An 11,874-nucleotide genomic window follows, 5' to 3' on the forward strand; every position below is an offset into this window, starting at 1 on the left:
CCCCGTCTTGTGACGAGCAGATACAACTTCAGAATCAATCATCTGCTTTATCCCATTTTCTGATTCCCATAAGGTCATTGACGTGACAATACGGACAATAGTGATATTTCTTTGCTTAAGAAAGAGTGCCGGATTCGAAGAATCCGGCACTCTCCAAGCCGTCTTCCTCAATTACTTGAGGATCACCATCTTGCGAGTCTGACTGAACTCGCCGGCCTTGATCCGGTAGAAGTAGACACCGGAGGAAACCTTGCGTCCGTAGTTGTCCGAACCGTCCCACTGGATCTGGTAAGAGCCTTCGCTCTTGGACTCATTCACCAGTGTCCGCACGAGCTGACCGCGTATGTTGTAGACTTTCAGCTGTACCTGGACGTTATCACCCTCAGGAATATCGTAGGCGATTGTCGTCGACGGGTTGAACGGGTTAGGAAAGTTCGACAGGGCAAAATCCTTCGGCAGCAAGGCCTTCGGCGACAGAACCTCGCGGCTCAGCTCGACCGCTACGCCTTCCTCGAAGCCGGCGTTCAGCAGAGAAATCTCGCCGACACCGTCGAACTTATCACCCGTGGCGCTGATTGCGATGTTCAGGATCGCGCCGTTACCCTTAACAATCCGGCCGCCCTCGATATTAACCAGGACGATCGTGTAGATACCTTCCTTGGTGTTGTTGCCGGTGACAACCGAGACGCCCTTGAGGCGCTCAGTGGCCGTGGCCTCACCCATAATGAACTTCTCGGTGTCGTACTTGATCCGGAAAACAGCCATGTTCAGGTTGTCGCTGGTTTCCAGATTCAGCGCCAGATTGGCGGTAGACTTGCCGGTGGCCTCGTAGCTTAGCTCAGCCTTGGCGGAGGCGTCCTCAGGAACGCTTACACCAGCCAGCAGAGTACCGGTGCCTCTCCAGATCGCCAGTTCGGCGACCAGGTCGGCGGTTAGGAACGCGCCATCCTGGTCCAGATCGAGACCGAAGTAATCGACCAGCTTCGGGACGATCTCATCGATAGCGATCAGGTAGACCAGACGCATAACGTCGGCAACGTTCACCGCGTCATCGGTCATGTTCCTCTTACCGCGGGTCGGTGCCACCACGTACATCATGGTGTCGCTGTAGGTCACGCTGTCAACAGCGTCCACAGCGACGATCTGGTATTTGATCACGACAGCCGTATCCACAGCCACCGTATCGGGCAGCGCCAGGCTCACCTGAGACGAATCCAGGCTGGCAACCGCAACACCGACGACCGAGTCGAATGCGACAGCATCCGACATCTCGAAGGTATTATCGGCGCCCAGAGTCAACTCGCTGCGCCAGACGTTGAGGTAAACAGCGGTAACCAGATCCGCATCCAGGACGTTGGCCGTGATCGTACCGGCCGTTGTCAGGTTAGGCACCAGCGAATCGGTTGGGCTGACGATGTTGATAACACCAGCTGCACCGGTGAACTGAGTCCTGGCGTTGAAGTAGACCGCGCTGACACCGGTCGCCCAGACAGCGATAGCAACCGAGTCGCCCGCGCCGCCGGCGCGCCAGGTGGCCAACGCTTTACCAGCCGCATCGGTGGTGGCATCAACCGAGTCGGCATCGGCCGCAAGGTCGACACTATTGGTATCGGCAAATGCACCCGTGGTGTCGCCATAGGCAAGACCGAAGCTTACCGTACCAGCGACAACCGGGTTACCATTGGCATCTGCAAGCGTGGCCGTCAGTGTCGGCAGGTTTGCGCCACGGTTACCCGTCACCAGACTGTCAGGATCGAGAGTAATCGCAGCCGCGGCACCAGCATTGACGTAAACGGTAACCGAGCTGCCGGTAGCCGCTCCAGTGGTATCGCTGAGCGTGATGGTATAATCAACACCACCATTGGTGGAGCCCGCAAGGATACCAATGCTGTCAGCGTAGTTCCCGCCGTCTTTCAAAATCAAGCCGGCCGCCAGAGAATCGTACATGCCTTCACCGCTACCGACAGTACCAAGCACATCGTCATACTTCTGGAAGACCACCAGGTCTGCGCCGGTCAAGGTGGAATCCACGCTCGTAAAGATCAGCTTATTGGCACTGATGTTGTCACCCGCGGAGCCACCAAGCAGGTTGCCGTACTGATCGGCAACCACGATCTGGAACCAGGCCGTGTCGCCGACAGTCAGGGTATCAACAGCATCACCCATGTCAATGTCGCTGAGCCACTTGACACCGGCGCGCACAGTATCCTGGTCGCCGGAGGGCGGGATAAGCGCGTACTGAGCCAGAGTGTCGTCATTGATCGTCAGGCTGGTCGTGTTGAATACAGGCGTAGCCGAGCTGGCCAGCATGACCTTATAAAAGTTCGCCGAATCGGCGATTGTCGGATTAACAATACCCCAGACCTTAATGTAGATGGTCTGTGCGGTTGACGTGGCGTTGAAGGTGATCGGCACGGAGAAAGCAACCGAGTCGCCATCGCCCTGATAAACTCCACCAGCCGAATAGTAAGTATTATCATCAGCCGATATGGATACGCTGGTTGTCGTTAAGCCAGCGGCATCGCCGAAGTTCACCAGCTTAAGGATGATCAGGCTGTCCGCACTGTTCTGATCCAGCACGTTGGCCGTGCCGTCAATGGAAACCGGCAGGACTACGGTAAGTTTCATCGTATCCGTGCGGCCCGCATTCCCCCCACCGAGCATCGTGATCGTCGGCGTGTTCAGCGAATCAACCAGCGTCTGGTCCGCCAGCGAGATCAGGCCCAGATCCTTCATGCGCTTGCCAGGGTCGTAACCCGAACCCATCGCCGCAGGATCCCATTCAATGCTCAGGCGGCGGTTGTTGCCCGTGTAGAGCAGGCTCAACCCAAGGGCGTCATCACCTGTACCACCCAGGTTGATCGTCGCGCTGTCGCCGGATGCTGCCGCTTGGGCAAAACCCGCGATATACGACGAATCCGCCGCATTGGCCGTTACGCCTGCCTGGAGGCCGATATTATCGAACCGGATCGAATCCCGGACCGCAACGACCGCATCGTCGTAACCCTGCGGGTCACGGCCGTCGATCAGGAAGTTGATCGCCATTTCAAGGCCATGCCCCTCGCCTGTTGCGACGGAACCGGTATTCGGTATGTCGATAGCATCCAAGAAAACGTTGGTCGCTGTGACCAGGCTAAAGTTGGCTACCTGGTTATAGGAGGTATCCAACGCGACGATCGGCAGGGTCGTGTCGATCGGCAGACCCTTGATCGGGGTCACTCCAGCCAGGCTGGCTACAAACGCATCGGTGTCGAACGCCACCGGCGAGCCGGGCTCGACCTTGATCTTGACCGTGTCATTTACTGCCGGGGAGTTCGTCGCATAGAATACTACCGCGATTGAGTCGCCCTTACCGACACTGTTTGTGTCGGCCGGATGGCTGGCCATTCCAAAATAAATCGGTAAATTGGTATTTCCAGCACTTATCGTTACGGCAGAAGCGGCGAGAGTCGGCTCAAAACTACTGCCGTCAAACACATCAGTGCCCATGTTCGTATTGTCGAAAGTTGCGGCAGGCGTGGTGTATACGCTGTTGGCCGTCTTGCCGCTGGCCAGATAACCGGTCTTGGTAGCGTCGATAACGAGTTCGCCCGCGTCATTGTCCCAAGCCTCGTATATAAACTTGACGGCTACAGGATCGGTGTCCGTACCAACCACGGGCGTACCGCTGAAACTCTCACCGAAAATGTTTTTCAGCGTGATTGTGAAGGTAGCATCCAGCCGGCCACCCACGTATGTCGGGCCGCCAATGGTTACGCCGGAGATAACGAGCGAACCGAGCTGCTCGCCGGCAGCGGCGGGCAGACGGGCGCGGGTGATCGAGCTCGTGTTGTCAGCAGGGGTGTTTATCACCGTGTTCTCGGCCACATTACCGTAAAGAGTGACGGTAAAGGTTGTGGAGTCCGTGGTAGCATCACCATCGAACGCCAGACCCGCACCACCGGTAGCAACCGCTCCGGGGACGCGCATACCAAGCAGCAAATACGTACTGGTGCCATCCCGGAAAACTAGATCACTTATATTCGGTGCAGCATTAATCAGACCGGCATTGAAACGAATTACAATCTTGGTGCTGTCCTCTTCAGTCAGACCTGCGTGGGTGATGATGTTCGATGTCCACGCTGTTATACCTCCAACACCGTCTATAGCATTGTCCACACTGTCCACCGACCAATATCCGGCAGCGGCAGGGACACTGATGACGAGGCTGTCATCACCAGTAGCATAATAATCCGGTACATTGTTGCCGAAACGGTCAACGATTATGATCGAGTCCCCACTCGGGAACGGAACGTCCGCATCGTCGATATAACCTCCGATGGAGGTATTAAATTTGACTCCATCAGCCAGATCGTTAATCGCCATCAGGTCCGTATCGTCGAAAGTGGTTCCCACCTGGGAGGAAATATTCAGGGAGAAGATCATCGCGGTCCCGGCGAGTTCGGAGTTTACATCGGACTGCAATCCACCGATGTAGACATCCTTGTAAAACTCGAGCAGAAGCAGCTTGTCATCATTAAACAAGATGGTGCTGGTGATGGTAGCCGATGGCCTCGTGGAGCCGCTGTAACTGGCCGTGTCATTCAGCACCAGCGCAATATCAGCGGGGTCTATCAGGATACTCTGGGGGGTCCCTGACCTTGTAAACCCGCTGTAAAGCCTCATAATAACACTATCTTTAGCACCAGCCATCAGCACGGTACCCACAGGAAACGTAACCGTGTAGTTGACCGAGCTCAGAGACTGGGCGTCAATGGCCCACTCGGCCTGGACATCCATTTGACGGCCGACGGTATCGGTCGTTCCCGAGGTGTTGTGCCATGCGTTTGCCAGATCGCCATCGCTCTGATACGTCCTGATATAAAAATCTACAGCATCAGCACTGGTTACCTGAGCGAAAGCGCTAGTGCTCAACCCAAGCAGCAGAAACACAGCCGCTGCCATGGTGAGAAGGCGTGACTTCATAAGAGATGCCCTCCAACAAAAAAGTGAGAAATTGTATTGCCGTAAGGCAAAACCAGTCGGGTTTGCTCCATATACGATCCTCCTTCGTGCGTTTTGTTAATAGGTTTCACAAGTGCCTCAAATCGTGATAACTTCTGTTTCCAAATCCGTTTTTCAGCTCTGAAAATGACAATAACGGGAGCTGAACGCACAGGCCCGCAAGCCGTGCGCCTAACACCTGCCTCTCTGTAACCATTTGTATGGCAACAATTTACCTTGGCAGTAACCGATATGCACTATTCCTCTGGAACCCCAAACTTCTAAATTATATAGCTCCGCCATGCTCATGTCAAGAATTTTCTGCCAAGTTAAGCATAATTGAATTGCCGCCAAATCCAGCTACAGCCTTATTTTCGATACACATCCTCCTGTTCGGGTAAAGGTCTGTTTGCAAACGAATAAAATAATAGTTCGCAATTATCATCCTCCCAGTAGTTTCAGAAGTGCAAGCAGGTCGAAAATATCGGTCGTGCCGTTCTGGTCCACGTCGGAGATAATACTGGGCTGCTCCTTGCCGCCCAATACCTTGAGCAGCTCCAGCACGTCGAAAATATTGATACTGATATTGCCGTCCAGATCACCGGGGGTACCGGTATACTCGGCCACGACCAGTTCGTAAACCTCGCCGGGCGCCCCTTGCGGAGACAGCACGACATTCATTTCATCGCGGGCCTCGATGTAGTAACTGATCACGGTCCCATCGGCCAGCACGCCTTCCTCCACCGTGGCGAGAAACAGGTTGACCCCCGAACGCTCCATGATCAGGCTGCGGTAATCCTCTTCTCCCACCGCGTAAAACAGGGTCACGCCGGTAGAGGAAACCACCTCGTCGTCGGTGACATTGACCCGGAACTGATAGGTGCCGTCCAGGCTGTAGAGCGTGTCGACATCCTCGACATCGATTGTCCAGCCGCCGGCCGAGACCCGAAGGTCCGTGATCACCGGAGCGACAACGTCGAGCACCGCGCCGATAGTGTAGTCGATCAACTGCGGGTTGGTCAGTTTGAAAGTGGCCACGTTCAGGGTGGTGTCCACAGACTGGCTGTCGGCCAGCACCCACTTTCCCAGGGTCCCGTCATAGCCGAACACCTTGATCCGGTCTTCGCTAAAATTCGGTATCTCGCTGGGGAGGTCCTCGTCATTGTAGCTCAGAGTAACAGAAATATTCATTCCCGGCACCAGCGAATCGGCGCCCTCGGCCGCCGAATAAGCAGTCAGGTCGAGCTGCCAGCCGCGGCGGATTCCGTAGAACTGGCTCTCGAGTTCACCGGCCAGAAAAGTGTAGGCGTAAACGCCTTTCGCCTTTTCCTCGCCGGCGAAGCCGGCCAGTTGTGATCCGGGTCGATTAAGAAGCGACAGAATATTACCGGAAACCGAAGTCGTAAGAAAAGAATCAGGCGCAATAGGTAACTCACTATCGAATGTAATCCACGTACCCATGCCCGGGAAAGTGAAATCCAAGCTAACCGCTGCCAGCATCCCCTGAGCGCTGGTAGTGGTAGTCGAATCGCGCCTGACCGCAATCTCCACCTGGACCGTATCGCTGGCCAGGCCGCGGTCATCAACTCCCCAGAACTGGAACACGGCGGAACGGATAATCGAGTCCTGGGGGAGAAGGCCTGTGTCGAAAATGAACACGTTGCCGTCGCGCACCTGCGCGGGCGGCGGATTACCGGCGGTCAGGTAGGGCACGCGGCCGGCGGTGGAAACCTGTACCCCATCACCATCGGGGTCAGTAGTATTTACCAGGAATGTGATTATTTTCCCCTCGTCCACCACCTGATCGTCGATACTGGGAATCCGCGGCGGGCGGTTGACATCGTTAACCACGATCGTAACACTGCGGCTGACCACCTGGCTGCCGTCGCGCGCAGTGATCTCGATACTGATGCGCCTGGAGGACGAACCGCGGACAACCACGTCGTAGCCGGGCAGATAAATCAGCCTGTCCGGGCTGCCCGGCTCGATGCGTGCGCCGCGCGGAGCGTTGAGAACCCTGACATCCACATCATCGCCGCCCGCATCGGTAACTGTCAGCGGCAGATTGAGCGTATCGCCCTCATCAACCTCGAATTCCAGTTCTGCCGAACCGGCCAGGCCGCCGGTGAACTCCGGCGCCACATCCACATCATCCACCCGCAGCTTGAAGTTCCGGCTCACGGCAAGGGGCTCGGCTGCATCGTCGTCGGTGGCGGTGATCTTGATACTGAACACACCCTGGCGCTGGTAACCCGGCGTATAAGCTATCGTTGCGGTTACCGGATTATCCCCGCTCTGGGTCAGCGATGCGCCCTGGGGGAGGTTCGTGGCGGAAACCGTCACCTTGTCTTCCGCGTCGGGATCGCTGGCGGTAATGCTGATTGTCACCTGCTCGCCCTCGCGGACAGCAACGGCACTCAGAGGATCCAGCACCGGCGGCCTGTTCACATCGCCAACCGTGACAATAACTTCCGCGCTGTCCACTCCCCCGTTGCCGTCATCGGCGGTAAACACCACCGTCCAGTTACCGCTCTGCTCCTGCGTCGGCGTCCAGGAAAAATTCCCGCCCGCAGGGTCGAAACTGGCTCCGGTGGGCAATTCAAGCGCAGCCAGAGTCAGATCGTCACCGTCGGGGTCGCTGGCTGTAACGGTCAGGACCAGCAACTGGCCCTCAGCCACTTCCCGGTTATCCGCTTCGATTTCCGGCGAACGGTTGACATCGTTAACCGTCAAAGTAACCGTCACGCTGTCCGTGTTGTCCGTACCGTCGGTGGCCGTCACGGTGATCCCGTAACTGCCGAAGGCGTCGTAGCCCGGTTGATAATACAGCAGCCCGCCGTCAAACATCTCGGCTCCGTCGGGGAGACCCGTGGCGGTAAACAGCACCGGATCGGCACTGGAGGAATCGACAGCAGTGAACGTCACCGAAAGCAGTTCGCCCTCGTTGACACTCAGGCTCTGGATGGGCAGGATCACCGGCGGCACGTCTTTCTCGACAACCTCGATGGTCAGGCTCTGGATGTCCTCGAAACTACCATCGCTGACACCGCAGGTGACCGTGTAAGTACCGGACTGCAGGAGGTTCGGCGTCCAGGTGATTGTCCCGGACTCCGCGTCCCACAACGCGCCCTCGGGCAGACCTTCAGCCCAGAACTCCAGTGAATCGCGGACAAATGCCTCGGCGTCGGCCAGATTGAGCTCGAACACCAACTCGCTGCCCTCCTCGACAGTCTGGATGGCGAACTCGCCGAAAGACACCGGCACGTCCACGTTTTCGGACAGGACCGTGATCGCGAAACTCGCCTCATCGGACAGGCCCTCGGGGTCCTCGACCCGGAAGGTGACCAGGTTCGGGCCGGCATCGGTCGAGGCCGGAGTCCAGCTGAACGTGTTGCCGCTGAACGTCGCGCCGCGGGTCAGGATATTTTCGGTCTCACTGGCGAGAACAATCGAGTAGCTCAGCTCGTCCCCGTCCGGATCGGTGGCCGCCAGGTTGACCTGCACCAGCTCGCCGGCATCGACCGAGAAATCGGACAGCCTGCCGAACACGGGCGCTTCGTTGACCGCGCTGACAACAATCGACACCGAGCCGGTGGCCTCCAGCCCCGAGGGGTCGGTTACGGTGATCTCGACAGTGTAGGTACCCACCTGCGCCTCGGGCCAACTGAACACGCGGTTGGCGAGACGCGCCCCGGCGACCGCCGGGGAGATATTCCACGACACGGTCAGGGCATCGCGGTCAGGGTCGCTGGCGGTGATCGAGAAGCTGACCGGCTGGCCTTCCCCGACCTCGATCTCGCTGACAGCCAGGTTCAGCACCGGCTCGCGGTTGACATCGGCCACTAGCAGGTAGACTGTCTGATATGCTTTCAGGCCGCCATCGTCCGCGGCGGTAAGGATAATCTCGTAGGTGCCGGCGTTGTCGTAGCCCGGGGTCCAGCTCAGGGTCAGGCTCAACCGGTCGAACGCCGCCGTGCCGGGCAGGGTGCCGGTGGTGACCGTGAGGACGTCAACGAGGTTGACATCGGTCGGCCGATCGAACGTGTGAGTGAAAACGCTGCCTTCGGTCAGATAGAGCGTGTCCTGGGCCAGTGATGGCCAGGAGGGGGTGACATTGCCCAGCTCGACCTGGATATTGACAGTCAGCGTATCAGAGCCGGTGCCGTCGGAAACCTCGAAAGTGGCGGTGAACGTGCCGCTTTCCTGGGGAGTCCAGGTGAACAGGCCGGTCAGTGAATCCAGCACCGCGCCCTCGCCCGGGGAGGTGATCAAGCGGTAGACCAGCGCGTCGCCCTCCTCGTCGGCGGCCTCAAGCTGGAGGCTGAACCGGGAGCCCTGCTTTCCGCTCAGCGCGCCGGGATCGACAAACACCGGAGCGGAGTTGGGCGCGCCGGTGACTTCAAAATTCGTGGGAACCACCAGGGTATCCCAGACCGCAACCCTGTTGGTGCTGGTAGTCAGGTACATTGCGACAGGAGTACCCAGCGCGACACCGTCTTTCACCCTGAAGCCAACCTGGATAATGCTGTCCGAACCGGCTTCGATCACATTCGAGGGTTCGCTCAGATCGAAGATAGCGAACCTGCGAAAAGGCGCCGTCGTAGATGTATTAGTCGTAACAGACATGTCCGCAGCGCGGCCGATCTGCTTTTCAGAGAGACGCTCAACAAGCGAGGTGTCGTAGTGCAGCTCGATAGTGAACGCTTCTTCATCCACGTTGTTTGCGACGCCGATGTAGATCACGCTCGTGTCTCTATCCGCGTACAGCGCACCGCTGAGCGACCAGGTGTGGTCGGTTTCCTGGGCCAGCAGCGTCGACGCGGCAGCGGCAAAGATCAGCGCCGCAGAACTGATAAGTCTGGAAAAAGACATACTCTCCCCCTGTCAGGCAGAATCGCCTATAAGGACATAGTCAATAAGCGTGCCAGAACACGCACAATTGACAGAAACATCTAAGTGACCATTTTTTATTGACTTACAATTTGACAAAAATCCACCCGCCTGCCGGATTTGTTACCGTCCCAGTAACATTAACACCGCCGGAGTTGCAATATCGCGGGGCGCCGTAAGCCGCCTGGCAGCCCCCGTGTGCCGCATCCTTCCCTCGCGCGCACTCTTGAAAGTTGTTTCACCGGGTTTTATGCACGGAGGAAAATCAGTTGAGAGCCCGGACAGGAGCTGATGCGGAAACAGTGCTGCGGACAGCGCAATGGCTGCGGTGGCCGGACTGCCGGATGGATGCGGTGGTTGAAACAGGGCGATCAATTAGTACCTGCCGCGGCTGTGTTAGAGATCTTGCTGAAACCCGGGAGCCGTTTTATATGCAGAACCGGTGCCAGAGATGAACCTCCGGCTATCTCGTTGATTTCAGACGTGTTACCGGTTCGTGAAGCCGCGCCGCGGTCGGGAGCCGGCAAGGCATGTTGCACTAGAGGTTGCAAAATAAAAGCTATGATAATCCGCTATCAATCGATACTCAGCAATCCGGGCGATGATCCATTGGCAAAATAAAAACCCCTGTCCAGTTGAAAAATGGACAGGGGTGCGTTCAGAATCCGCCCCGCGGGGAGTTCCGCTCAAAGCTCCGCCAGAATAGCCAGCAGGTCGAAAATATCGGATTTCCCGTCGCCGTTGACATCGGTGAACGGGCTTGGCGGAGCGTTCTGCCACATCACGAGAAACTCCAGCACGTCGAAAATACTTGTCGAGCCGTTACCGTCCACATCGGCGGTGGGACCGGTATAGGCCCTGGCCTGCAGCTGGTGGGTTACCAGCTCGGTCCCGTCGGCCAGGCTCAAGTCTATCTGCGTCATCTCGCCGTCGGCCAGCGGACTGACCACGCTGAACTTTATCCCCAGGATCGTTCCGCTGCCCGGATCGATAACCGGAAACGGAGGGGTTGCCGAGGTGGTCGAGATCGTAAGCTGCGCAGTGCCGGAGGCCGCTACATAGGCCACGGACAGGTTCAGGTCGGAGGCCCGGCCCTTGAGCGTGATATCAGTCGACGCCTCGGTGAGATCCAGCACCTGCGGATCGAAAGAGAGGTCCAGGACCATCTCGGCGATCCAGAGGCTGTTGCCCATGACCACGTAGACCTCGGCCGCATTGGAGTCGGCCACGGCCGTGCCTTTCATATTCCAGCTCGACTGGGCCGGGTCGCCCGGAGTATCCCAGATACTGCCCTCGACCTCGAACTGCTGGGTGGCCAGGGTGTCCACGCTCCGTCTGGTTGTCAGGTATATGGTGGTCAGGGTTCCGCCGGTCACGCCGTCCTTGACCTTGAACAGGAACTTGAGCACGTCGCCGCTGCCGGCGGGGATATCCAGGCTGAAATCGAACAGGAGAATCCGCTGGTAATCGGGATACGGATAGATCGTCGGCGGATTGGTGAACACGGCCACGCGGCCGGTCAGATAGTCCGCCGCGTCATCGTACGGCACGAACTCCAGCTTGGTCGTATCATAGTGGATTTCGAGAGTGGCCGCACCGAGGAGCGAATCGCTGGTCACCGCCACGAAAATCCGGTTGGTATCCGCCTCTCCGTCGAGACTGCCGCTGATAGTCCAGGTATAGTCGGATTCCGCTGCCAGCGCCACGCCGGTGAATGCAAGCGCTGAAACCAAAACAGCCATGATCCAGGCAGCAAATTTCATTGCTCCTCCCCTGTACGAAAATTCAGAATTCAGCCTGAATAATATTAAACGCGAACTAGCGCCGCAGTCAACAACTTAAAGATGATGCACAATAGGTGCCAGAATCCCCGCGGCTCATAACTGATTCAGCGCAAAGCGGATGCACATTGCTCCGGGCTTTTGCAGGGACCGGGTGTTGTTTCAGAGCGCAATAAAGATTGCAGAATCCAATTTTCGGGGCCGGCAGCCTGCTCGCAAC

3 protein-coding genes are annotated in these 11,874 nt (G+C 57.5%); all 3 read right to left on the reverse strand.

Features of this window, described 5'->3' with window-relative positions; genetic code table 11:
- Positions 1-171: 171 nt before the first annotated feature.
- On the reverse strand, positions 172-4,965 hold the full coding sequence (locus tag FVQ81_13430) for a T9SS type A sorting domain-containing protein (GenBank protein MBW7997550.1): 4,794 nt from the start codon (positions 4,963-4,965) through the stop codon (positions 172-174).
- 459 nt (positions 4,966-5,424) lie between these two features.
- Entirely contained in the window at positions 5,425-9,855 is a 4,431-nt protein-coding gene (locus FVQ81_13435) for a tandem-95 repeat protein (protein MBW7997551.1), read from the reverse strand.
- Between the two features lie 704 nt (positions 9,856-10,559).
- Entirely contained in the window at positions 10,560-11,636 is a 1,077-nt protein-coding gene (locus tag FVQ81_13440) for a hypothetical protein (protein ID MBW7997552.1), read from the reverse strand.
- Positions 11,637-11,874 lie beyond the last annotated feature (238 nt).

The organism is Candidatus Glassbacteria bacterium, from assembly GCA_019456185.1.
Taxonomy (GTDB): Bacteria; Gemmatimonadota; Glassbacteria; order GWA2-58-10; family GWA2-58-10; genus JAJRTS01.

Bases quoted from the DNA above. Each gene is read 5' to 3' on its own strand.
- FVQ81_13430 (MBW7997550.1), bottom strand. From the start codon at position 4,965: ATGAAGTCACGCCTTCTCACCATGGCAGCGGCTGTGTTTCTGCTGCTT.
- FVQ81_13435 (MBW7997551.1), bottom strand. From the start codon at position 9,855: ATGTCTTTTTCCAGACTTATCAGTTCTGCGGCGCTGATCTTTGCCGCT.
- FVQ81_13440 (MBW7997552.1), bottom strand. From the start codon at position 11,636: ATGAAATTTGCTGCCTGGATCATGGCTGTTTTGGTTTCAGCGCTTGCA.